At 64.3% G+C, this 23,513-nt stretch carries 18 protein-coding genes; 11 read left to right on the top strand and 7 right to left on the bottom strand.

All coding sequences use genetic code 11. The features are described 5' to 3' along the window. Window positions 1-231 precede the first annotated feature (231 nt). Window positions 232-708 (top strand): hypothetical protein, encoded by a 477-nt coding sequence (locus tag DVDV_RS08065; protein ID WP_083634708.1) that lies wholly within the window; start codon window positions 232-234, stop codon window positions 706-708. A gap of 36 nt (window positions 709-744) precedes the next feature. On the opposite strand, the gene DVDV_RS08060 is transcribed toward DVDV_RS08065, so the two are convergent. The 6 genes from DVDV_RS08060 to DVDV_RS08035 are packed head-to-tail and all read right to left on the bottom strand — an operon-like array spanning window position 745 to window position 6,905. Further along, on the bottom strand, window positions 745-1,086 hold the full coding sequence (locus tag DVDV_RS08060; RefSeq protein WP_083634707.1) for a type II toxin-antitoxin system HicB family antitoxin: 342 nt from the start codon (window positions 1,084-1,086) through the stop codon (window positions 745-747). A 39-nt stretch (window positions 1,087-1,125) separates the two neighbouring features. Next, window positions 1,126-3,054, bottom strand: coding sequence for an acetate--CoA ligase (acs, locus tag DVDV_RS08055; RefSeq protein WP_075354168.1), 1,929 nt, complete (start codon window positions 3,052-3,054; stop codon window positions 1,126-1,128). 32 nt (window positions 3,055-3,086) lie between these two features. Further along, complete coding sequence (locus DVDV_RS08050; protein ID WP_075354167.1) at window positions 3,087-3,965, bottom strand: LytTR family DNA-binding domain-containing protein; 879 nt, start codon at window positions 3,963-3,965, stop codon at window positions 3,087-3,089. Window positions 3,966-3,967: 2 nt separating this feature from the next. Continuing rightward, a complete protein-coding gene (locus DVDV_RS08045; RefSeq protein ID WP_075354166.1) occupies window positions 3,968-4,681 on the bottom strand; it encodes a hypothetical protein in 714 nt (237 codons plus the stop codon). Next, window positions 4,678-5,829, bottom strand: a complete 1,152-nt coding sequence (locus DVDV_RS08040; protein ID WP_075354165.1) for a type IV pilus twitching motility protein PilT — start codon at window positions 5,827-5,829, stop codon at window positions 4,678-4,680. The genes DVDV_RS08045 and DVDV_RS08040 overlap by 4 nt, the downstream gene beginning before the upstream one ends. A gap of 5 nt (window positions 5,830-5,834) precedes the next feature. Next, complete coding sequence (locus tag DVDV_RS08035) at window positions 5,835-6,905, bottom strand: type IV pilus twitching motility protein PilT (protein ID WP_075354164.1); 1,071 nt, start codon at window positions 6,903-6,905, stop codon at window positions 5,835-5,837. A 340-nt stretch (window positions 6,906-7,245) separates the two neighbouring features. Between DVDV_RS08035 and DVDV_RS08030 the strand changes: the two genes are divergently transcribed. From DVDV_RS08030 to DVDV_RS23770, 10 genes are all read left to right on the top strand, one after another. Then, window positions 7,246-7,431 carry a helix-turn-helix domain-containing protein gene (locus tag DVDV_RS08030; protein WP_075354163.1) on the top strand — a complete coding sequence of 62 codons (186 nt, stop codon included), beginning with the start codon at window positions 7,246-7,248 and terminating at the stop codon, window positions 7,429-7,431. Between the two features lie 205 nt (window positions 7,432-7,636). After that, window positions 7,637-10,480, top strand: a complete 2,844-nt coding sequence (locus DVDV_RS08025; protein ID WP_139311559.1) for a hypothetical protein — start codon at window positions 7,637-7,639, stop codon at window positions 10,478-10,480. After that, window positions 10,477-11,010, top strand: a complete 534-nt coding sequence (locus DVDV_RS08020) for a hypothetical protein (protein WP_075354161.1) — start codon at window positions 10,477-10,479, stop codon at window positions 11,008-11,010. Before DVDV_RS08025 ends, DVDV_RS08020 begins: the two co-directional genes overlap by 4 nt. A 157-nt stretch (window positions 11,011-11,167) precedes the next feature. Beyond that, on the top strand, window positions 11,168-11,530 hold the full coding sequence (locus DVDV_RS08015) for a hypothetical protein (RefSeq protein ID WP_254845306.1): 363 nt from the start codon (window positions 11,168-11,170) through the stop codon (window positions 11,528-11,530). A 35-nt stretch (window positions 11,531-11,565) separates the two neighbouring features. Continuing rightward, the gene (locus DVDV_RS08010; RefSeq protein ID WP_083634706.1) at window positions 11,566-13,596 is read left to right on the top strand and encodes a secretin N-terminal domain-containing protein; all 2,031 of its coding nucleotides are present in this window, start codon (window positions 11,566-11,568) and stop codon (window positions 13,594-13,596) included. A gap of 115 nt (window positions 13,597-13,711) precedes the next feature. Next, window positions 13,712-16,213 carry an ExeA family protein gene (locus tag DVDV_RS22185; RefSeq protein WP_075354160.1) on the top strand — a complete coding sequence of 834 codons (2,502 nt, stop codon included), beginning with the start codon at window positions 13,712-13,714 and terminating at the stop codon, window positions 16,211-16,213. A 37-nt stretch (window positions 16,214-16,250) separates the two neighbouring features. Further along, a complete protein-coding gene (locus tag DVDV_RS08000; RefSeq protein WP_075354159.1) occupies window positions 16,251-17,960 on the top strand; it encodes a GspE/PulE family protein in 1,710 nt (569 codons plus the stop codon). Between the two features lie 20 nt (window positions 17,961-17,980). Next, window positions 17,981-19,207, top strand: a complete 1,227-nt coding sequence (locus DVDV_RS07995; RefSeq protein ID WP_075354158.1) for a type II secretion system F family protein — start codon at window positions 17,981-17,983, stop codon at window positions 19,205-19,207. Window positions 19,208-19,229: 22 nt separating this feature from the next. Continuing rightward, complete coding sequence (locus tag DVDV_RS07990) at window positions 19,230-20,564, top strand: sigma-54-dependent Fis family transcriptional regulator (protein WP_075354170.1); 1,335 nt, start codon at window positions 19,230-19,232, stop codon at window positions 20,562-20,564. Between the two features lie 201 nt (window positions 20,565-20,765). Next, complete coding sequence (locus tag DVDV_RS23770; RefSeq protein WP_075354157.1) at window positions 20,766-21,170, top strand: prepilin-type N-terminal cleavage/methylation domain-containing protein; 405 nt, start codon at window positions 20,766-20,768, stop codon at window positions 21,168-21,170. Between the two features lie 99 nt (window positions 21,171-21,269). Here DVDV_RS23770 and DVDV_RS07980 read toward each other — a convergent pair whose 3' ends face one another. Then, the gene (locus DVDV_RS07980) at window positions 21,270-23,468 is read right to left on the bottom strand and encodes a lipopolysaccharide assembly protein LapB (RefSeq protein ID WP_075354156.1); all 2,199 of its coding nucleotides are present in this window, start codon (window positions 23,466-23,468) and stop codon (window positions 21,270-21,272) included. Window positions 23,469-23,513 lie beyond the last annotated feature (45 nt).

Below are 23,513 nucleotides of genomic sequence, written 5' to 3'. Positions count from 1 at the left end.
TGCCCCAAACCCCGCCGGGGGGATGATCCCCCCGGACCCCCGCACAGGGAGCGAGGGGGGGAGCGACGGAGTTTTTCAAGGCCACAATCGGGTTTGCCGCCATCTTGGCTGGGGAGGATGCGGCGTCGAACCCGGTTGCGGCTTTTTTGCGGCTGGTGGTAGATGGTCGGAGCATCGGGAATAGACGCGAGATTGCCGCCGCTTGGCGGGCGATACGGGCAGGATACTGATATGCCGAAGAAAAATGCAGTGACGCTGCTGGTCCCCATTGTGTCGGTCGCTTGCGGCAGCAGGCCGCTTCGGGCACGGGTTGTCTGGGCGGACGGCTTTGCCGCCGAGGTTGATCTGTCCGAGCCGATCAAGCGTTTCGCAGCCTATGCGGCTCTTGCCGCGCCGGAGCGTTTTGCCCGGGTCGCGGTTGGCGAGGACGGCTGGACGCTTGATTTCGGCGACGATCTGGAGATGCCGACCGACCACGTGCGGCTTCTGGCCCTGGCCCAAGCCGGCGAGATCATGCCGGCGCAGCAGTTTACGCAGTGGCGAAAGCGCCACCACCTGACCCTGGCCGCCGCTGCAAAGGCCTTGGGGCTGGCCCCGCGCACGGTGGCCTATTACGACAAGGGCGAACGACTCATCCCCAAGACCGTCGGTCTGGCCTGCCTGGGCTATGACGCCGTGCACAAGGGACAGGAAGCCGGGCGGGGGTGACGAGCTTTTTCGCCCATGGAACCGGCCGTGTCCGTCCTACCCGAGTAAGGCCCGGGCCTCGCGTTCCAGAGCCTCGGAGGCGAAGGCATTGAGACTCTTGCCGACCGCCTTGGCCGCGGTGGCCACCAGTCGGTGGTTTTGCGGCGTCAGGCGGATGTTGAATTTGCCGGAAAAGGGCTTGTCCGGTTCGCGGCCGAGATCGCGGCAAAATTCCAGATAGTCTTCCACCGAATCAGCCAAGGCCTGTTCAAGTTCGGGCACGGACGCGCCCTCGAAGGTCACGGTGTCGCGGATATTGACGACCCGGCCATGGAAGCAGCGGCCTTCGGCGTCGTATTCGAATTCGCCTATAAAATCTTTGTATTTCATGATGTTCATGGCATGACTCAGGTACGTCTGGAATGAGTGAATTTACTTTCAATCAATCGTCGCAGCGACGCCTTCCCCTCCCTCCCCCAACTCCTCGTCCCGCAACTGCCGCCGCAATATCTTCCCGCTCCGGGTCCTTGGCAGCGCGTCGCGCAACTCCACCGCCCGCAAGACCACGATCGGCCCGAGTTCGCGGCGCACATGGCTGCGCAGGTCCGCGCCAAAGGCGTCGGCGTCGGCAAAGGCGCCAATCCAGCCGGGATCGGGGATGATAAAGGCTTTGGCCACTTCGCCCTTGATCTTGTCCGGCAGGCCGACCACCGCCGCTTCGGTGACAAAGCGGTGCGAGGTGAGCGCCGCTTCCACTTCGGCCGTGCCCACCCGGTGCCCGGCGATGTTTAAGACCTCATCGGCCCGGCCCTGAATCCAGAAATAGCCGTCCTCATCGCGTCTGGCCACGTCGCCGGCAAAGTACATGCCCGGAATCTTTTCCCAATAGGCCGACACATAGCCGGCGGCGTCGCCCTCAAGGCCAAGGAGCATCCCCGGCCAGGGCTTCTTGACGACAAGGTAGCCGCCCTGGCCCGGCGGCACGCTCTGCCCGGCCGCATCCACCACGTCGGCCTCGATGCCCGGCAAGGCCTTGCCCACAGAACCGGGCTTTAAAACCGAGATCGGCATGGGCGAAATCATGGCCATGCCCGTCTCGGTCTGCCACCAGGTGTCGAGCAACGGACATTTGGAGCCGCCGAAATGCTTGTACAGCCACATCCAGGCCTCGGGTCCGAGCGGTTCGCCCACGCTGCCAAGCAGGCGCAGGGTCGAAAGGTCGCGCTTTTTGGGATACTGCGGCCCGTAGCGCATGAGCATACGAATGAGCGTTGGCGTGGTGTAGAAAATGGTGGCCCCGTAGCGCTCGATGATGCTCGGCAGCCGGTCGGCCTGGGGATAGAGCGGGTGGCCTTCATACAGGATGACCGTGGCCCCGGTTAAAAGCGGCCCGTAGACGCCGTAGGTGTGGCCGGTGATCCAGCCCGGATCGGCGGTGCAGAAATGGATGTCGGTGGGCTTGATGTCAAAGATGGTGCGGAAGGTGTGATGCGCCCCCACCATATAGCCGCCGTGGCCGTGGATGACCGCCTTGGGCTTGCCGGTGGACCCGGAGGTGTGCAGCCAGAAGAGCGGATCGCCGGCCTCCATGATCTCGGTCGCCGCCTCGGGCGATTCCTGGCGCAGCAGATCGTGGTAATAGAGGTCGCGCGGCTCCTGCATGTCGATGTCGTCACCCGTGCGCCGCACCACCACCACCGTTTCGGCCGCATCGCCCCGGACTCCGGGCAGGGCCTCGTCCACCACGGTCTTTAAATTGATGAGCCGCCCGCCCCGGTAAAACCCGTCGGCCGTGATGAGCACCTTGGCCCGGCAGTCGTTTAAACGTTCGCGCAGCACCTTGGCCGAAAACCCGGCAAAGACGAAGACATGCACCGCCCCGATCTTGGCCGCCGCCAGCATGGCCACGACCGTCTCGGGAATGGGCGGCATATAGAGGCACACCCGGTCGCCGCGCGAGACTCCAAGCGCGCGCAAGGCCCCGGCCAGCCGGTTCACTTCGCGGTAGAGCTCGAAATAGGTGAATTTGCGGCAATCCCCGGCCTCGCCCTCCCAGATGAGCGCCAGCTTGTTCTTGGTCCAGGCGCTGACATGCCGGTCCAGGGCATTGTGGGCGATGTTGCCGCGCGCTCCGGGAAACCAGCGGTAAAACGGGGCCTGGGATTCGTCCAGGACCGCATCCCATTTGCGGTGCCACTCCAGTTCCAAAGCGGCCTTTTCCCAATAGGCCAGATGGTCCGACTCGGCCAGACGGTTGGCCTCGGCCAGCTCGTGCGGCTTGACGTTGGCCTCGATGACCGTGGCCGGGGCCGGCCGAAATACCCGTTGTTCCACGAGCAGGGCATCCAGCGTTCCGGTCGGCGTCATCGGTTCTCCTCCTTGGCAGGGCGGCGTGCCCATTACAAACCGAGTATCTGCTTCAGCTCGCCAATGCGGCGGCGGCCGATAGGCAGCTCGATGCGGGTTTTGCCGGCTGTGCGCAGCATGAAATTGCCACCGGGCAGGGTGGCGATCTCGGTCACCTGATCGAGGTTGACCAGATATTTGCGGTGCACCCGGAAAAAGCGGTGGGGCCGCAGCCGTTCTTCAAGATTTTTCAGGCGATACGAGGTCAGAAGCTTTTGGGCGGCCGTGTGGACGAAGGAATAATCCTCGTAGGCCTCGATAAAAAGAATCTGGGTGTAGGGCAGCAGGATGGTGCGCCCGTCCAGGGTGATGGGCAGCTTTTCGATGTCCACCGGCCGCTCGTGGCGTGGGTCCCAGGCCTGGCGCAAGGCCGAGAGGAAGCGGTCCTCTTCCTCCTCTTCCAGGGGCAGGCGCACGGTTTCCTCGTCCTCGGCCTCGTCGTCGGTGTCGCGCGGGGCCGAGGCGGCCCGCCATTCCGGGGCCGGGGCCTCGCGAAAGGCCGGGCGGTAGCGGGCCAGTCGCTCCAGGGTCTGGGCGAAACGCTGGGGCGTAAACGGCCACAGCAGGTAATCGGCCGCCCCGAGTTCAAAGGCCCGGAAGGCCCGGGCTTCGTCATCGGCAATAAAGACCAATCCGGGCTGGCGTTTGGCGGCACCAAGCGCTTCGGCCAGCTCAAACCCCCCGACTTCGCCGCCAAGCTCCACCCCGCAAAAAAGCAGCCCGTAGGGAATGGCCCGCAACAGTTCCGAGGCCTCGTAGGCATCGGCGGCCTCGCCGAGCACCCGGATGAAATCCACCCGGGCCAGTTGCTGGCGAAGGGCGGTGCGGACTCCGGGATCGGGATGCACGAGCAGGGCGGTGATGCGGTCCATGGTCAGGCGCGCGCTCCGGTAAAAAGCGAGGGCAGGGCGGCAATGCGGGCCAGGGCGGCCTGCAGGCGTTCGGCCTTGGTGCCGACGTCGCGGTTGTCGAGCACGGCATCGGCGCTGTGGGCAAAGGCGGCCATGGCCTCGGCCTCGGGGCTGGGAACAAGGGCCAGAAGGGCCAGAGCCTCGCGGCTGCGGCCGGGCAGGGCGTCGGCTGCGGCTCGGACCGCCCGCCCGGCCTCGCCGGCATCGAGCAGCACCACGCCCGGGGCCAGGGCCAGGAAATCGGCCAGGGCCTGATTGGCGGTTCCGGGGCAAAGGACATGCCAGCCCGGCGGCAGGGCGCGCTCCAGGGCGGCGGCCCAGTCGCTATCACCCACCAAGGCCAGGGCGATCCGGACGGCCGGCGGCACCGGACTTGGCAGGGGCAGCTCGTCGGCCACGGGCAGGGGCAGGGCTTCGGCCGGCCGGGCCATGGACGCCTGTTCCGGTGTCGGCGGCGAAGCCGGAGAAACGGGCGGCTGCGGCAACGGCCCGGCCGCCAGGTCCGGGGTGGGCCGGTCGTCCACCACCACGCCGCGCTCGGTGCGAACGCAGGTGCGCCGCAGTCCGCAGGCCGGGCAGGTGAAGGCGGCCCGGCCGCCAACCGGCAGGGTGTCGGCGGCCAGGGTGAAGCTGTGCCCGCCGCAGGGGCAGGCGATGACCATGGGCTGGGCGGTCATGAACCCTCCAGGGTCAGGCCGGCGATGTCCGAGACGGGCAGGCCGCGCGAGGCTTTGACGGCATCGAGCGCCCGGGCCAGGGCGGCCCGGTCGGAGGCCTTGGCCAGGGCGGTTTCCTCGCTGATGACCCCGGCCCCGAACAGGGCGGCTGTGGCCGCGTCAAAGCCGACCATGCCGTGGGGCGCGCCCTGTTCGATGATGTCGGCAAACCCCAGGCTCGATTCCTGGCTGCCGGCAATGCGCTCGCGCACCCGCAGGTTGGCAAAAAGCACTTCCACCGAGGCGGCCCGCCCGCCGCCAAGGCGCGGCAGCAGGCGCTGGGCCACGACATACCGCAGGCAGCCGGCCAGACGGCTGCGGGCCAGCTTTTCCTCGGCCGGTCCGAAAAAGGCCAGCACGCGTTCGATGGCTCCGGCGCAGTCGGCGGTGTGCAGGGTGGCCAGGACCAGATGGCCGGTTTCGGCCGCAGCCAGGGCCGCATCCACGGTGTCGCGGTCCCGGGCCTCGCCAAGAACGATGACATGCGGGGCCTGGCGCAGGGCGGCGCGCAGCCCTTCGGCAAAATCCGGGAAATCCGTGCCCAGCTCGCGCTGGCTGACCACGCCCGGGCCCGGCGGCAGCAGGCATTCGACGGGGTCTTCGAGGGTCACCACATGGACCGGCCGGCTCTCCAGGATGGCGGCGGCCAGGGCGGAAAGCGTGGTGGATTTGCCCGAGCCCGTGGCCCCGACCACCAGCACGAGTCCGTCGGCCAGGGCCGGCAGGCGCGAGAGCACCGGCGGCAGGTCCAGATCCCGGAGTCTGGCCGGGCGGGTCGGCAGGCGGCGAAGGACGAGGCCGATGGAATCGCCGGCCCGGTGGATGTTGGCCCGAAACCGCGTGCCGCCGGGATGGCGGTAGCTGGCGTCGCAACTGCCCCGGCGGCGAAGATCGGCAAGCAGCCGGGCATCGTCGCCCACAAGGCCCCGAGCCAGGACGGCGGTCTGGTGCGGGGTGAGGCGGCCGGCCACGCCGGGCAGGGCCAGGGGGACAAAGGCTCCGTCCAGGAGGGCCCCGGCCGGGCCGGTGGCCGGGAACAGGAAATCCGAGGCTTTGGGCGCGCCGGCCAGGGCTTGGCCGACCACGGCGTCGAGGAGGCGACGGGGCACGGGGCTTAGGCCTCCCCGGCCTTGGGCGCGATTTCGGCAAAACGGGTCTTGTTGGCGGCGTTTCGCCAGGCATCGGCCGGGGTGATGCGCCCGGCGGCCAGCAGTTCGAGCAGGGATTCATCCAGCGGGCGCATCCCCTGGGCTTTGCCGGTCTCCAGGATGGAACTGATCTGGAAGATCTTGTTTTCGCGGATGAGGTTTCGAACGGCGGTGTTGGCCAGGAGCAGCTCCATGGCCAGGACCCGGCCCGGGGCGTCGGCGCGCACCAGCAGGGTCTGGGAGATGACGGCGGAGAGCGATTCGGACAGGGCCGAGCGGATCTGGGCCTGCCGGTCGCCGGGAAAGACGTCGATGACCCGGTCGATGGTCTTGGCAGCCGACACGGTGTGCAGGGTGGAGAGCACCAGATGGCCGGTCTCGGCTGCTTCCAGGGCCAGTTCGATGGTTTCCAGGTCGCGCATTTCGCCAACGAGAATGATGTCCGGGTCCTCGCGCAGGGCGCCGCGCAGGGCCGTTGCAAAAGAGCGGGTGTCGCGCCCCACCTCACGCTGGTTGATCAGGCATCCCGAGGAGGTGTGGACGAACTCGATGGGGTCTTCGATGGTGATGATGTGGTCGCGCCGGTGGTCGGCGGCGTGGCGCAGCATGGCGGCCAGGGTGGTGGATTTGCCCGAGCCGGTCGGGCCGGTGACCAGGATCAGGCCCTTGGGCCGCATGACCAGTTCGCCGAGGATGGCGGGCAGGTCGAGGTCGGCCAGGGTGGGCACGGTTTCCGGGATGGCCCGGAAGGCGGCCGACACGCCCCGTTCCTGGCGAAAGTAGTTGCAGCGCAGCCGGCCGATGCCCGGGGCGGCGTGGGCGAAATCCAGGTCGCCGGTGGCCTCGAACACCGCAACCAGGCGTTCCGGGGCGATTTCGTAGAGCAGGTTTTTGAGTTCGTCCTCTTCGAGCACCTTGTATTTGATACGTTCCAGCCGGCCGCCAAGGCGCAACATCGGCTGGGAGCCGCTGGCCAGATGGAGGTCCGAGGCTCCTGTATCCTTGAGCATTTTGAAAAAGGCGTCGAGTTGGGCCATGGGCCGGCGCTCCTTGGGGCGACAGGATGGCCGACGCTAGCATGGAAGTGCCCGGCATTGGAATCATCCCGGAGGGGCGTCCCGGGCACGGGTCTTGTAAAGCCAGGGCCAGAAGCGTTGCGGGTCTGAATCCGGGATATGTCGGGTGAGGGATTCCGGGACGTTTGGCGGTGGGAAGGACCGTCAAACCGTTTGACGAAATGAAACGAGGGCGACCGATGAACAAGAAAATGAAACATCCGCAGTCCGATTGCCGGGGGCAGACCCCCGGACAGGTCCATTTTTTTTGGGCCGGACGCCATCGTATTTATCGTTCGTTAACGACAAGGAGTGATGCGAAATGTACGAGCGCGAGACGGAAGTGAAGGAGACGTACACGGTCCGGGAAGTGGCCAAACTGCTCAAGTGCAGTGACCAGACGGTGCGCAAGTTCTTAAATGGCAATGAACTTCGCGGTGCCAAGGTCGGGCGGAGCTGGCGAATTTGTCACGATGAAGTGGTGCGGATGACGCGTTTGCAGGGCTAGGGTCGCGCCCCGGACAGGGGCGGGGTGGTATGGCCGGGATCAGGTATTGGTGCCGGCCTCCCGCAGACGATTTGGCTGCGCGGTCGCGGCAGAGACTCGGGCGATAGTGCACTGCAACGGGAGAGACACGGTGGCCAAGGAAGACAAAATTACGCCGAGCCAACGGTTGTTGGACCTGATCCGCAAGCCGTCGGGAGCGGGGGCCGTGGTGAAACCGGTCCCGACGCCCGCGCCCCGGGCTCCGGTTGCGGCTCCGGCCGAGCCTGCCGTCGAAATCCCGGCTGCGGTTGTCCCTGAGGCCGCAGCGGAGATTGCGCCCGTGGCTGCCCCGGCTGCTTCGTCTGCAGTTGCGGCCCAGGCTCCGGCCGAGCCCTCTTTCAAGGGGCCGGATACGATTCTTGCCGAACTCCCGGCCGAGAGTGCCGCCGAGCGTCCGACAGAGCTTGGACTTGAGGTCCCGCCTGCCGTTGCCGCCGCGGTCCCGACCGAGCTTCCGGCCGAAGGCGTTGCCGAGGTTGTTGCCGAAGCTCCGACCGATCTTGTTTTCGACTTCCCGGCCGAGGCTGCTGCCGAGCTTCCGGCCGAGCTTCTGATCGAGCTTGCTGCCGACGTCCCGGCCGCTGTCCCGACCGAGCTTCCGACCGAGGTCGTTGCCGCGGCTCCGATTGAGCTTGCTTTCGACTTTCCGGCCGAGGTCGTTGCCGAACTTCCGGCCGAGGTCGTTGCCGACGTTTCGCCTGCGGCCGCCGCCGCAGTTCCGACAGCGCTTGAACTTGAGGTTCCGCCCGCCGCCGCCGCCGAGCTTCCGACAGAACCTGCTTTCGACATCCCGGCCGCGGCTGCTGCCGAGCTTGCGGCCGAGGTCGATGCCGAGGCTGCAACTGCGATAGCCGCCGAGGTCCCGGCCGAGGCTGCCGTTGCGACACCGACCGAGCCTGCCGCCGAGGTTCCGACCAAGCTTGCAGCCGAGGTTCCGACCAAGCTTGCAGCCAAGGCTCCGGCCGCGATTGCAGCCTCGGTTGCAGCCTCGGTTGCCGCCAAGCTTGTCTCCAGGGCTGGGGGCAAGGCGGGTGGCAAGGCTGTTGTCCGAACGGCCGGCCCCCGGCGTTCCCTGTTCTCCCTGGGCAAGAAAACCCATGTCGGCGTGGATATTTCCCAGTCCGAACTGGTGTGCGTGAAGATTCTTGGCCATGACGCCGGATTTGAGGTGCTGGCTACCGAGGTGACCCCCATTCCGGCCGGGGTGGAGCCGGGCAGCCAGGCCTTTATCGAACTGTTGGGGCGGGCCCTTAAGGCCGTGTGCGGTCCCGGCCCGATTCCCTCGATCTGGGCGGCGACCCAGAGTGCCCGGGCCAACCTCCAGTTTCTGACCATCCCCAAAGTGGCGTCGCGGCAGGTGGACAACGCGGTCTTTTGGACGGCCAAAAAAGAGATGGGCTTTGACGAGGCCGGGGTGGTCTTTGACTTCGAACGCCGGGGCGAGGTGGCCGAAAAAGGGGCGACGCGCCTGGGGGCCATGGCCTATACCACGCCGCGCGACGCAGTGGCCGTCATACGCAACGATTTCGCCAAGGCCGGATTCCCGCTGGCCGGGCTGACGCTTGAACCCTTTGCCCACCAGAACCTGTTTCGGCGGCGCGTTCTTACCGAGGGCGCAGCCGGGGCCGTGGCCAACCTGCACGTGGGCCAGCACTGGTCGCGTCTGGAAATTTTCAGCAACGGCAATCTCATGTTCGTGCGGGTCATCAAGACCTCCATGTCGGGCATGGAGCAGGCCGTGCTCGAGTCCCTGGAGTCGCGCGGCGCAGTCAGCCCAAGCGCCCCCCCCGCTCCTGCCGGCCGGAGCACCTCCCCGGTGCCGCCGGGGCCCCGCGAGGAGATGGTGCTCGACCTCGATGCCCTGGGCCCACATGACACCGGGCTTATTCTCGAGCTCGACCCTGTTCCCGAGCCCCCGAAGGTTGCCCCCGAGCCGCAGCCGGCCGAGCCTTCCCGTGCGACCGTGGCGGCAGAGCCCGCCCATGCCCGTGAACTGGTTGAAGCGGTGATCTACGGCTGTATGCCCGAGGAGGAATGCCACCCGGGAAGCGGCCTGGCCGTCGAGGACGTCATGGAGATGCTGCGTCCGGTGGCCTCGCGGCTGGTACGGCAGGTGGAGATGACCATCAAGCATTACCGCGAGTCCCTGGGCCATGAACCGGTCTCCCGGCTGACGGTGTCCGGGGTGCTTGGCGGCAGCGCGCTTTTTATTGAGTTTATCCGCGACAATATCGGCTTGCCGTGCATGCCGCTGGATATATTGTCCGGCCGAAGGCTGCCGCCCAACCTCACGCTTGGCCGCACGCTCCCGTCCACGCTGTTCACCCAGGCCCTGGGACTGGCCCTGTCCGACAGCGCCACGACGCCAAGCGTCTTTGTCACCTACAAGGATCGCGCGGCCGTCCACACCTCGCGCCTGCTTGAACAGTGGTCCCTGGTCGGGCTGGCGGCGGTGCTGGCCGGCATGGCGCTGTTTTTCTTTGCAGCCGCATCCGAGCGCCAGGGGCTTGAGAAAGAACACGATGCCCTGGCCAGGCAGTTGGCGGCGTTCGGCTCGGGCCTCGATGCCTCGGTGATGTCGCACAAGGCCCAGGAGCTGCGGGGCAAGGTCGAGGCCATGCGGCGCTATATTTCGCGCAATCAGATTGTCGGTGTCTGGGAAGAGGCCCTGGCCCTGGCTCCGGAAGGGGTGCGGCTCGGGACGCTGACAGCGGAATGCGGACCGGTGGAGAAGCCGGCCAACCCGGCCAATCCGGCCAAGCCGGCGGGCCAGCCCGCGCCGGGCGGCAAGGACCCCAACGCCCCGGTGTCGCGGCTGGTGGTGGAAGGCGTGGTGACCGGGGATTCGCGTCTTTTCGACTCCATGCTGGCCAGTTACGTGGTGGCCCTGGAGGGTTCCCCCCTGTTTGAAGACGTGTCGGTCAAGCGCAATGAGCTTGAAAGCCTCGAAAACGGCGCAACGGCATTGCGCTTCGTGGTGACGCTCAACCTCTCGGAGGTCCGGCCATGACCCTGACCGAAATCAGACACGCCCTGCCGGCCCGGACCCTGGCCACCCTGGCCGTGGGCGCGGCAGTGGCCCTCGGGTTTGTGCTGGTGTTCCTCCTGCCGGAATACCGGGAAGTGGAATCTTTGACAGCCAAAGTGGCGAGTATGCGAAGCACCATGGAACTGAACCACCAGCTCGAGCCGGTGGTCAAGGCCCTGGCCGAGGCCCAGGCCAAGGTGCGTTCGGTGGGTGTCGTCGGCGGCCAGGGCAAACTGCCTCTGGCCGAGGTCGAGCGCCTGACCGCCGTGTTCGACAGCCTGGCCAAACCGCTTGGGGTGCGCATGACCGCGGTCTCCCCGGACGCCTCGTCGGTGACCCGGGAGGGACTTGTGGCCGTGCGGCTGGCCTTTCTCGGGCCACCCGACGCGGTGCGGCAGTTCATGCTGTCCCTGGGCGGCTTCGGCCCCCTGGTCAAGGTGGAGTCCGCCACCACCATGTTTGGCCGGGAGGGGCGGGAATACACCATGAAATGCTGGCTGGCCGTGCAATGAGTCGACGCCTGGAAAGGAGCTTTCGCCATGACCCGGCGTGAACAAATCATTTTGGCCGTAACCGGCCTCGTGGCTGTCATCGGCCTTGGCTCCCTGTTTATGGGGGGCAAACCGGCCGGGCAGCCCGGGAGCCCCCCAGACGGCCCAGCCCCAGGCCGTGGGGCAGATCCGGGACGACGTCCTGGCCCTGACCCGACAGGCCACGGCCGGCAAGTCGGAATCGGCGCTCATGGCCGCCATCGACAAACCCTGGCGGGCCGAAGCGCTCTACGACAAAACGCTGGAGGCCAGGAATGCGGCCACCAAGCCCACGGCCACTCCCCGGTTCACCGGCTATGTGGAGCTGGGATCGGGCCGGCTGGCGGTCATTGACGGCTACGAATACCAGGCCGGCGACAGCCTGGAGGGCGGTGGCTACAAGGTGCTCGCCGTATCCCCGGACAAGGTGACGCTGGAGAGTCTGGCCAATGGCCAGAAGCTGGAGCTTCCCTACGACGGGCAGGAGTCCCAGGGACGATAAGCCTGGTCGCAGACGCGCCGGGACGGGAGAGGAATATGCGAAGCATGGGCATGGGCAAAAGGCGGCTTGGCCGGATGGGGTGGGCGGCGTTGGCGACGGCGGTCCTGCTGTCGGTGGTGGCCGGGTGCGTGAAAAAGCCCCAGAAGGATGCGTTTATGGAGCATTGGGACGCCATGGCGCAAATGTCCGAGGGCTATTCCCCGGTGGCCCGGCCGCGCAAAGTGGAATTCAGCCAGGTCGCCATCACGCCCAAGAAAGAGGAAAAGGCTGAAACCAAGCCGGTGCGCGCGTTGCCCAAGCAGCGGGTGACCCTTCGCATGTACGACACCGATCTGGTGGCGGTGGTGCGGGCCATGGCCCGGGCAGCCAACCAGAACGTGGTGCTGTCCTCGGCCATTCCCGGCACGGCCGGCGGCGAAAAGACCCTGCGCATCAACGTCAACGTCGTCGACGCCCCCTGGGACGAGACCTTTACGAGCATCCTGTCCGCCAACGGGCTGAGCTATACCGTGGACGGCGACATCATCAAGGTCATGACGCTTGGCGACATGGAACAGCAAAACAAGCTCAAGGAAGCGAGCAACAAACTGCTCGCCGAAAAGACCAAGGCCAAGGAGCTCGAACCCTTTGTCATGGCCCGGGTGGAAATCAATTTTGCCGAATTGCCCAAAATCTACGCCACGCTGAGCGCCATGTGCGGCTCGTCGGCCCAGTCCGGTCTGGCCGGGCCTGCCGCCGCCGCCGCGAACAAACCCGGCGAAACCGCCCGGGACATCACCCCGACCAGCGCCGCAGGCGACGCCATGAGCATTAACGCGCCCGGTGGCAGCCGCCATCCCGGCCAGCTCAACTGTTCGGTGGTGCCCGACCAGCACAGCAATTCCATCATTATCCAAGGCCCGCCAAACGATGCCGAACGGCTGGTGGCGCTTATTGAAGAACTCGACAAGCCGCGCCCGCAAGTCAAGCTCAAGGCCTTCATCGTCCAGACCGATCAGACAACCGGCCGCCAGCTCGGCGTGCAGTGGGGCGGGTTGCTGAAAAATTCCAACCTGCGCATCTCTCCGGCCCAGACCGGCACCTCCACCACCTCGACCACGGCCGGCAATACCGGGTCCAATACGGCCACCACCAGCAATACGACGAACGGTTCGCTTAAGGCCTCCGGCAACAACGCCTTGACCGCTGCGGGGAAAACCACGACCACGGTCAACCCGGACGGCTCGACGACCACGACCACGACAACCACAGCTTCCGACATCGCTGCCGCCGCCGCGGCCAGCGCCGTGCTCGGTGCCACCGGGGCCTCGTCCAATGCTTCCACCGGCAGCACCGCGCTGTCCAGCACGGCCTCGCCCATCTTCCCGGGCGGCACCTCGGGCCAGGGCTTTGGCCTCAACTACCCGGCCCTGACCAACGCCCTGACCTCGGCTTCGGGCCTGGGCGCGGCCGGTGCCGGCGTCAACTTCCTGTTCGGCAATATCGCCGGCAACGTGCTGGAAGCCCAGCTCACCGCCCTGGCCGAGGAAAACAAGGTCAAGATCCTGTCCAGCCCGACCATTACCACCATGGAAAACGTCTCGGCCTTCATCGAAAACGGCAAGGACGTGCCCTACGTGTCCACTTCGCAAAACGGCACCAACGTGCAGTTCGCCCATGCCACCCTCAAGCTCGAAATGCTCCCCCACGTGGTGGACGGCACCAACCTGCGCATGAAGATCCTGGTCAAGGACGATCAGGTCGATACCGCCAATTCCGTTCAGGGCAACCCGCTCATCTACAAGCGTGAAACCCAATCCAATCTGGTGGTGGAAGACGGCGACACCATCGTCATCTCGGGCCTGACCCGGGATGAGGTGAGCGACAGCCAGGCCGGCGTGCCGTATTTAAGCGACATACCGGGTTTGGGCTGGGCGTTTAAGACCAAGGGGTCGAGCATCGTGCGCAATGAAATATTCATCTTCGTCACGCCGACGATTTTGCGCGACAAGCCCATCGCGCCGACGCCGGCGGCGGCCGGGCCGGCCGGGGCACCGGTGGCCTCGGCGGCCATGGTGCGGCCATGACCGGGGGCAGGCCGGCCACACGCCCGGGGTCACCCCCCGGCGGCGTCGGCCATGGCAGGGATTGTGCGCTTTCAGGCCGGCGGGCAAGCCGGCAACAGGACAGGAGGAGGCGGTCATGAGTTACTATCAAGCCCTGGGACTGACGCGGGAACCTTTTTCCAACTCGCCTGACCCGGACATGCTGTATCGCTCGAGGACCCATCTGGAGTGCCTGCAACACATGGAAATCGCCGTGCGCCTGCGCCGGGGACTCAATGTGGTGCTTGGCGAGGTCGGCACCGGCAAGACGACGCTCAGCCGCGAACTGATCCGTGTGCTGGCCCAGGAAGGCGACATCGAAGCCTATCTTCTCGATGATCCCTACTGCCCTTCGACCACGGAATTCCTCTTGTCCCTGGCCCGGCTGTTTGGCCTGGACACGACGGCCCAGGGCCGGGACGCGGCGCTCCTCAAGGATGCCCTCAAGGCCGGGCTGCTGGCCCGCAGCCAGGACGGCGGTCGCACCGTGGCCCTGGTCGTCGACGAAGGCCAGAAGATCACTCCGGAGTGCCTGGAACTCTTGCGCGAACTGCTCAATTTCGAGACCAATGCCCACAAGCTCCTGCAGATCGTCATTTTTGCCCAGACCGAGTTCGAAGAGATCCTGCACGAGCGGCCCAACCTCGAGGACCGGGTGAATTTTCTCTATCGCCTGACGCCCCTTGATCGGGTGCAGACCCGGCGCATGATCGAGACCCGGCTGCTGTTGTGTGCCCCGGACGGCAGGATTCCCCCGATCTTCACCCGGCTGGCCTTGCGGCGCATCCATAAGCTGACCGGCGGCTATCCGCGAAAGATCGTGCGGCTGTGCCATCTGTCCATGCTGTTGGCCGTGGGCTTTGGCAAACGCCGCATCGGCTGGGGGTTGGTCGGCCGGGCTTCCCGGGAATCCCGCGGCGTCGGCCGGGTCTGGCTGCGCCGGCTGGTCGTGGCCGGGGCGGCCGGCTCTGTGGCGGCGTTGGCGCTCCATTTTGCCGGCCCGGCCCTGCCGGACGCCCGGTTGGCCGCCCTGGACGCCCTGGGCCGGATGCAGACGAGCCTTTCCTCCGTGGTCTTTGAGCCGGCCCCGCCTGCCGGCGCGCCCCAGCCGGCTGCCCCCTCCGGCGCCGCCGCTGCACAGCGTGCCCCGGCCCCGGTTGTGGCCACAGCCAAAGCCTCGCCGGCTGTCTCCGAGGTGCCGGCCTGCGAAGAGGCCCTGGGCCTGACCGAGACAACGACGGCTCCGGCGGCCGGCCCGGCCGTGGCCAAGGCTGCGGAAGCGGCGAAAAAGCCGGTCGTGAGCGCAGGTGCGCCCGCTTCACCGGTCCAGCCCGGCAATTCCGCCTCCTTGCCGGCTCCCAAGGCAGAACAGGTCGTGGCCGTGGCTGCGGCAGCCCTGCCTGCAACGCTCGAAGCTGATGGCCAGATCACCAAGGCAGCGGCGGCCGCAGCAACCCCGGCTCCGGTCCAGGCTGCCAAGGCCCCGGCCCCCGCCCCGGCTGCTGTCACCCCGGCCGCAAAAGATCTTGCCCCTGCACCGCAGGTGGCGGCCTCGCCGGCCGTTGCCCCCCTGGCCGTCACCCCTGCCGCGCCCGTGGCCCCGGCTTCGGCCGCGGCCCCGGCCGGTGCGCCCCAGGCCGGGGAGGTCGCCCTGGTCCGAGCCCATGGCCAGCAACGTCCGGAAGCGGCTGTAACGCCAATCCCGGCCGCCCCGGCGGTCGCAGCCCTGCCGGCTGCCGCGCCGCAGACGCCGGCTGTGCCTGCGGCTTCTGTCCCGGCTGCTGCCATCGCTCCGGCCTCGCCAGCCGTTGCGCCCAGGGCTCCCGCTCCGGTGGCGGCCACGCCGGCCCAGGCTGTCCCGGCCCCGGCCGTCCCCCGGCCCGCCGCCGCTCCGGTCCAGGGGCTTGGCGCGGCCCTGACCCTGGCCGCCGCTGCCTTGCCGCCGGAACCGGTCGAGCAGGTCATCATCGTGTCCCCGGAATACACCGACACGTTGCAGGCGGCTCCGGCTCCGGCCACGGTTGCGGCCATGCCCGCGATTCTCGGCGAAACCACCGTGCCCTCAGGCTGGGCGGTCACCCGTCAGGCGGCCAGAATCTATGGGCATGCCCGCCGCGCCATCATGGCCCGCGTGGCCAAGGCCAATCCGGGCATGGATTTCAACCGGGTGCGGGCCGGCGATCCCATCGTCTTCCCGACCATCCCGGCCGATCCGCTGCCCCAGGGGGCCTGTCTGGTCCGCCTGGGGACCGTGGAAAGCCTGGACAAGGGGCTGGCCTTCATCGGCCGCCAGCGCGACACCGATCCTGGCCTGTCCTTGTATTGCACCCTGCAGCCCGGCCTTGGCCTGCGGTTCGATCTGGTCCTGGCCATCCTGTTCCAGAACCGCCAGGAAGCCGAGATCGCCCTGGCCGGCCTGCCCCGCGAACTGGCCGGCAAGGCCGCGGTGGTGGACGGGTATCCGGCCGGAACCACGGCCCTGACCGACATCTCCCTCTGGCCGGGCCGGTCGGGAGCGCAGAAAATCGCCGCTCCTGCTCAGTCCGCCGCCAGACAGGTGGCCGTGTCCGGCCAGGTCCGGCAGGATATGCGGCCCTAGTGGCGGGGTTTTACCGGAAGGGAAGGACGTGACGACCATGGAGCCGAGAAAACGCTTGCGCCTGGGCGAGATGCTTGTCGCCGCCGGCCTTATTACCGACGATCAGTTGCGCCAGGGTCTGGCCGCCGGCAAACGCAGCGGTCTGCGCCTTGGCCAGCAACTGCTGCGCGACGGCGTGGTCAAGGAAGCCGACATCGTCGACCTCATCAGCCGGCAGACGGGGCTGGCCAAGTACACCCCCGAACGCTACCCCGTGACCTCCAATCTGGCCGAGCTCCTGCCGGCCGAAATGGCTCTTCGGGCCAAGCTCGTGCCCCTGTCCAAGGTCGGTAACCTGATCCGCGTGGCCATGCCCGATCCCCTGGACATTGCCACCATCGAAGATATTGAAATCTATAAGAACTGTGAAATAGAGCCGGTTATCTGCACCGAGCGGGAGCTGGGCTATCTGACCAGCGCCGTCTACGGCATGGGCCTTGGCAGCGAGGGCGTGCTCGACAGCATCGAGTCCATGCGCGACGGCGACGAACCGGCCGTGTCCCGGGCCTCCGAGGACATACAGCTGAGTTCCCTGGAAGACATGGCCGGCGAGGCCCCGGTGGTGCGCTTCGTCAATTCGCTTCTGTCCCAGGCCGTGCGCGAAGGGGCCAGCGACGTCCACATCAGCCCCGAGCGTGATCAGGTGCAGATTCGGATGCGCATCGACGGCAAGCTCAAATCCGTGCCGTCGCCGCCCAAACCCATGATCCTGCCCATCATTTCCCGCATCAAGATCCTTGGCAATCTCGACATCGCCGTCAGCCGCATCCCCCAGGACGGCCGGTTTTCCGTGGCCATCGACCGCAAGGAAATAAACATCCGCGTCTCGACCCTGCCCACGATCTACGGCGAAAATCTGGTCCTGCGCCTGCTTGACATGAGCGGCGGGGGGCTGGCCCTGTCCGACCTCGGCCTTTCCGCCGACGATCTGGCCAAGATTCGGCTGGTGGTGGACAAGCCCTATGGCCTGTTTCTGTCCACCGGTCCCACCGGCTCGGGCAAATCCACCACGCTTTTTGCCTTGCTGCGGGAGATAAGCCGCCCGGACATCAACGTCATCACCCTGGAAGACCCGGTGGAATACCGGATGGAGGGGGTGCGGCAGGTGCAGCTTAACCGCAAGGCCGGCATGACCTTCGCAAGCGCTCTGCGCTCCACCCTGCGCCAGGACCCCGACGTGGTGCTGGTCGGCGAAATCCGCGACCCGGAAACCGCGGCCATCGCCACCCAGGCGGCGCTTACCGGCCACAAGGTGCTCTCGACCGTCCACACCAACGACGCTGCCGGTGCGGTCATGCGGCTTATGGACATGGGCATCGAGCCGTTTCTGGTGTCTTCGACCCTCATGGTTTCCATCGCCCAGCGTCTGGTGCGCCGAATTTGTCCCAACTGCGCCGAACCATACACGCCGCGTCCGGAGATTCTTCGCTTCTGGAATCTGGAAAATACCGCCGATGCCGTATTCATGCGCGGCCGGGGGTGCTATCAGTGTGGCGATTCAGGCTTTAAGGGACGCCTGGGGCTCTTTGAGATCCTGGTCATTGACGAGGAAATCCAGGAAATGGTGGCCAAGCGGTGCACCTCGCGGGAGATCACCCGGTTTGCTGCGGATTCGGGACGCCTCAAACTGTTGCAGGACGACGCGCGACTGAAGATACTGGAAGGCAAGACCACCTTTGAGGAAGCGTCCTCAGCGGTCCTGGTCTGAGGCCATAAAGGACGGAGCTGGTGCCGCAATTCGCCTACGAGGCCATCAACGAATCCGGGAACACGGTCAAAGGTGTTCTGGAAGCCGACAACGCCGATGCCGTCAAGTCGCGGCTGTCGGGCATGGGCTATATTCCGGTTTCGGTGCAAAAGGGCGGCGGAGAGTCGGGGGGTGGCTTTGTCGAGTCTCTCAACGACATGCTGGCATCGGTCAAGGCCCAGGAACTGATTTTGTTCACCAAGCAGTTCAAGACCATGCTCGGGGCCGGACTGTCGATGCTGGAAATCCTCAAGGTGCTCGAGCAGCAGTCGGAAAATCCCAAGTTGCGCAAGGTCTGCGCCAACATGGCTGATGCGGTCAAAAAAGGTTCGACGATATCTGATGCCATGGCCGCCCAGAAGCGGGTCTTTTCCGAGCTCTACATCAGTATGGTCCGGGCCGGCGAAGCTGCCGGTGCCTTGCCGTCGGTCCTTGAACGGCTCATCTACATCATTTCCCACGAACATCAGGTTCGTACCGATATCAAGTCTGCCCTGCAATACCCGATCACAGTGGTTATCGCCCTGGGCGGCGCGTTTTTCTTCTTGCTCAAGTTTGTCGTGCCAACCTTTGCCGGTATCTTTGCCAGCGCCAAGATCGAATTGCCCTGGCCGACCCGGATGGCCATGCACTTGCACACCCTCGTCAATGAATACTGGTATATCACTCTCGGGACGTTTTTGATCGTGGTCATTCCGTTTGCCCTATGGTTTCGCACGGAACACGGCAAAGTGGCGCGGGACGCCTTTTTCCTGCACATCCCGGTCGTGGGTATGCTGCTGCGTAAGGCAGCCATGTCCCGGTTTGCGGCCATTTTTTCCATCCTGCAGGCCAGTGGTGTGCCGGTGTTGACGACCATTGACATTCTGGTCGGCACCATCGGCAATGCGGCCATCGCCCAGGAGTTTAGGCGCATCCAGGAGATGATCCGTTCCGGCCAGGGGTTGGCTGGTCCATTGTCGCGGGCCAAGTATTTCACGCCCATGGTGGTGACCATGGTGGCGGTTGGCGAGGAGTCGGGCAATCTCGACGAGATGCTCTCGGCCATCAGCGAACACTACGACGTGGAAGTGGCCTTTGCAGTCAAACGCCTGTCCGATGCGCTCGGTCCTGTTCTGATTGTCGGGCTGGCCGCGGTCGTCGGTTTCTTCGCTTTGGCCATCTTCATGCCTATGTGGGACCTGTCCCAGGCGACTCTTAAAATGTGAGGTTCCAGTGGCCCGAACCAAGATGCCGGAGCCAGACCTTGGCAAGTCCCGGGGCCACAACTCACCACTGGTCGGCATCAGCCTTGTCATCCTGGTGCCCTTTATTCTGGCCGGTCTGGCGGCCCTGCCTATCCTGGCGGCCTCGTCCTTGTGGCCGGGACTCTTTTGGGAGCGACATGCCGAGATACTGTGCCTGCTGTCTGGCGGTACAGTCTATCTGGCGGCCACGGGCTTGCTGCTGTGGGTGCGGCGTCCGATCCTCCGATTTCTGGAATCGGCGCGACAGATCGACGTGCTGGCAAAGGCTCCGGGAACGGTTGCACGCTCCCGGGACGCCCTCGACCATTTGGAAGGGGTGTTCGATCAGGTCGTGGAGCTGTTAAGCACCATGGATGCCCGGGCGCTGTTCCCGAATATGGTGGGGGAAAGCCGGGCCATGCGGGCAGTGTTTTCCCAACTGCTCAAGGTGGCGACCACCGACGCCACGGTGTTGCTGCTTGGGGAGTCCGGAGTGGGCAAGGACTTGGCCGCCCACAGCATTCATGAAAAAAGCGGCCGGGCCAAAGGACCGTTTGTGCCGGTCAACTGTGCGGCGATCCCTGACGGGCTGCTGGAAAGTGAGCTTTTCGGCCATGAGAAGGGCGCGTTTACCGGTGCGGTGTCCCGGAAAATCGGAAAATTTGAGAAAGCCGCCGGCGGGACACTGTTTCTTGACGAGATTGGCGACATGCCGCCGGAAACCCAGGCTAAGATTCTACGGGCCTTGGAGACGCGACAGTTCGAACGGGTGGGGGGCACTGTTCCGGTTTGTGTGGATGTCCGGGTGGTGGCGGCCACCCATCGCGATCTGTCGGAAATGATCCGTCAGGGACGGTTTCGGGAGGATCTTTACCACCGGCTCAACGTCTTTCCCATTCATCTGCCACCGTTGCGGACGCGGCGCGAGGACATCCCGCTTCTGGCCGAGCGGATGTTGGAGGCGACCCGGCCGGGGACGACGTTGTCCGTGGAAGCCTTGCAGCGATTGTTGGCCCATGGTTGGCCGGGCAACGTCCGGGAGCTTAAAAACGTCCTGGAGCGGGCCTCGGTGTTGTCGGGCGGGAGTGAGCTTGGACCGCGCCATTTGACCGGGTTGTCTGATACGGGGCCGGTGGAAACGGCTGGTGTCGACGAGGGCCCGGACTTGGAGCTGCGTTTGAGTGCGTATGAGCGCACACTGATCGAGGCGGCCCTGGCCCGCACCGGCGGTGTGCAGGCCAGGGCTGCGGCGCTGTTGGGGATCAAGGAGCGCAGCCTGTGGCACCGGGTGAAAAAGCTTGGCATCGAGGTCGGTCGGTTTCGGCCAGGCAGTTCGTAAGGACGATTGTCAGGCATCAAATTATGGAGGAAAATGCTCCAAATATTGGAGCATTGGTGTCGCTGATGTAGGTTTGGAGCGGTTTGAGCAACGTCAAAGGCGGGGAAAAGCCGGGCCTCTGGCCCTATAAGGGGGAAGGGGCATGGTTTGTGCTAGTCAAAATGTGCCGCAAGGCGAACACACCTCAGGAGGAGACTGAACATGGGTATCGCAAGGAAGAGCAGGCAGGGCGAACAGGGCTTCACCCTCATCGAAATCATTGCCGTCTTGGTGATTCTCGGCATTCTGGCCGCTGTGGCCATTCCGAAGTACAACGATCTGCAAACGCAGGCCCAGATAAAGACCGCTATGGGCGCGCTGCCGTCTATCGTGACCATGGCCACCAATGACTATCATGCGTTTGCGATGTCGAACGCCGGCAGCGTTGGAACCGATTTTACGACAAGCAGAAGCGATACGGCGACAGATTTTGCCGGTTCATATACCGCGAACAAAGGCGTCGTCTCAGCCTACGTGACTGCTGGTCTCGGGGCAGCCAAGACTTGGTTTGACAAATTGGACAAAACTGATATCGCCAAGATGTCTTATACGTTTACTATAAACTAATAATCCATCAGCAAAGCCCTGCGTGGATTCTTTCCGGGTAGGGCTTTGCTGAGGGCAGTCTATGTTCGCCACGCTTGACGTCATGACGAGATAGTTTTGTTATTTCTGGGCCGGAATCGTGATGACGGTGCTGAAGAGTCGTTGTCGCAAGGATTGCGCTGCCTTTGAGGTTGCGATCAGGCGCAGATCATTCGCCCGGGCTGAATGGAGGGCGGCGTCGTCTGCTTGGCCGAATCGCCGCAGTAGTACAGCCATATTCAGATGTGCATCAATCGCAAAATTGTCGTATAGTTCATGCTCATGGCAAAGTGCTCGTCGAAGCTGTTCATATGCACGACTGTATCGACCTTGATCGAAATAGATTTGTCCAAGTAATGCCCATGTGTTTGGATCAAAAGGATACTGTCCGAGCGATAACTTGAGTTCTTTTACTGCGGCATATGTATTTTTCCCGTTCACAGCCAGTAAAGCTAATTCGCGACGTGCATTTGGAAAAATCGGCTGCAGCTGTAAGGCGCGCTCAGCATCTATTTTGGCGTTGACAAAGTCTTCTTTGAGGCGGTGTGCTCTGCTAGAATTCCAGAGGAGCATGGATTTTTGTGGGTCTTTATCATATATCTTAGACATAAAATTTTCAGAAACGGAAAGTGCTTCCTTGTAATGGCCTTCCTGGATGAGCACGTCTGTCAGCGCAACGGCTGTCTTGAATTTAAGATCTTTAAAATTTAATCCTTTCCTGAATAATTTTTCTGCCATTTCAGTGTCATGTACTTGATTAAACATTTGTCCCAAGAAATAGTAAATGAGTCCATTGTTTGGGTTGATTTGTAAAGCAGGGAGCAAATAGTCGAGCATTTCAGAGTAGTTTCCCCTCATGAGGGATATATTTGCAAGATTGAGCCTTGCGGCTTCGGAATTAGTATTGATTTCAAGATCGCTTTTAAATTGTTTTGCGGCGTCGCCGGAGTTTTTATTTTTAATGAGAAAAATGCCAAGGTTATTGCGGGCGATGGGATTGTTTTCATCCAGACTCAGGCCGTAGGAATACAGTTCCTCTTCGTTAATCCACTTTAGAAGATAGTCCAAGCTGACACACATTAAGATAAATACCACGGCAATAGTCATCGCCGCTGGCAGCAGTACACTTAAGCGCACTCGCTTTCGCAAATCGTCAATAATCCAGGATGCGGCAATGAAGACGCCAATGGATGGGATGTACGTGTAGCGGTCGGCAATGGCCTGGGAACCGACCTGGACGAGTCCGATGACCGGCACCAGGGTGCCGAGATACCAGAGCCAGCCAAAGAGCAGATAAGGCTTGTTCCGCCGGGTGCGCCACATCGCGTAGCTCAGGACAGCAAGGCCGAGCAGGCACAGTGCGAAACGCCAGATGGGGACTGGAACCAAGGGATAAAAAAACGACAGCGGCCAGGGCCAAATCATGCGCCAGAGGTAGAGCAGGTAGGAGTTGGCCACGTTGCCCAAGCGCATAAGTATAGGCAACGATGATAACTTCGCCACGGCCCCGCCGTCGTGCTGGGCCATAAAGGTCAGGACGCACACTGCCGCGACCATGGCCAGGAGCGGCAGTTTTTCCAGGATGAGGCGTCGGGCGGGGAAGCGGGGGACGATCGGCGTCTGGAGGACTGCAGTCGGACCGGCCAGCCAGCGGCCGAGCGGCCAGTAGTCGAGCAGGACCAGGACGAACGGCGCGGTGACGAGCATGGGCTTGGCGGCCAGACCACAGGCCAGGGACAGGCAGACAAGGCCGTAGCGGCCGGGGCCGGGGCGTCTGGCGTAGCTGGTGTAGGCGTGCAGCGTCAGCAGGAAAAAAAACGTGCTCAGGACGTCTTTTATCTCGGAGATCCAGGCCACGGACTCGATATGCAGGGGATGCACGGAAAAAAGCGCGGCCACGGCCAGACTTTTGCCGACCGCCCGGGTGGTTCGAAAGAGCAGGGCGTAGAGCAGCAGGGTGTTGGCGAGGTGCAGGAGCAGGTTGACGACGTGGTAACCGCCGGGGTTGAGCCCGAAGAACTGGAACTGGATATGCAGCGCCAGCCAGGTCAGGGGATGCCAGTTGGCTTCGGCAAAGGCGGTCAGGCACCACAGGATGCTTTTGAGAGAGACGGGGTCCTGGATAGGGTAGTTGCGCACGATGTAGCCGTGATCGTCCCAGGCGAAGCCGAAGGCGGCCATGGGCCAGTTGTTGAGAATGGTCACGGCGGTCAGGAGCAGGCAGCCCCAGACAAGGGGATTCTTTCCGGCGCGGAACAGTGGATTATTTTCAATTTGCATAGGGCATGGAAATGTTTATAACAATCAAGAAGCTTTCTGGCTTTG

The sequence above is a fragment of the Desulfovibrio sp. DV genome (assembly GCF_001936595.1).
Lineage (GTDB): Bacteria > Desulfobacterota > Desulfovibrionia > Desulfovibrionales > Desulfovibrionaceae > Solidesulfovibrio.
Note: the sequence above shows the minus strand (reverse complement) of the source record. Positions and strands in the feature narration are given on the sequence as shown.